The sequence below is a fragment of the Vibrio sp. 1069 genome (assembly GCF_033340555.1).
This window is the reverse complement of the sequence record NZ_JAWOWP010000360.1, coordinates 1-711: the sequence shown is the minus strand read 5'-3', so window position 1 is coordinate 711 and position 711 is coordinate 1. Positions and strand designations below refer to the sequence as shown.

Below are 711 nucleotides of genomic sequence, written 5' to 3'. Positions count from 1 at the left end.
CTGGCCGGATGTACGAAAAAGTTTCTATATAGCAACATCGATTGGTTTGTTATTGAATATTTAGATGACTACGTATCGCTTAACGATGAACAAGAAACGTTGTTAGAAGAGCGACTATTGCTATTAGCAGATTGGCATAAGAAAGAAGAATTACCGTTATATATCGATCACTTAAAAGAGCTTGAGAATATTAATGCAAACAATATTACTCTTGCGTTTTTGCAGCAAAACCGAGAAAAAATGAAAGCGCACTATGACCGTATAGTGTCGAGATCGGCGCCAGATTTGTTCTCTTTGAGCTTACAACTGACGCCAAAGCAACAACAAGAGTTTTTGCAAAACGTGCGAAAGGACTATCAAGAAAGAAACGCAAAATATGCGGATAAAACCGAAGCAGAGATTAGAGAGATTATTTTAGAGAATACTGAGGAGTGGATGGAAGAATGGATTGGGGAATTGAATAGCGATCAAAAACGGTACGCAAAACAAATTTCCCAGCAAACGATTTTGAATAGTCCACTTTGGCGAAATTATCGCGCTTCAATATATCAAGAGTTGGAATACCTTTTTGAAAATCAGTCCAACAGTGTTGTCTATCAACAAGTAGTGATGCGGGTATGGTCCGAGCCGGAAAGCGATTATAGCGAGCAACTATCCGAGAATAGCGATCACAACCTTAGGTGAGTGGATCAATAGAGGATAAACGTAGCG

1 protein-coding gene is annotated in these 711 nt (G+C 39.1%); it reads left to right on the top strand.

Annotated elements, in window-relative coordinates; all coding sequences use genetic code 11:
- A partial coding sequence (locus R7040_RS26510) for a DUF6279 family lipoprotein (RefSeq protein ID WP_318097588.1) occupies positions 1–684 on the top strand: 684 nt, incomplete at its 5' end.
- Positions 685–711 lie beyond the last annotated feature (27 nt).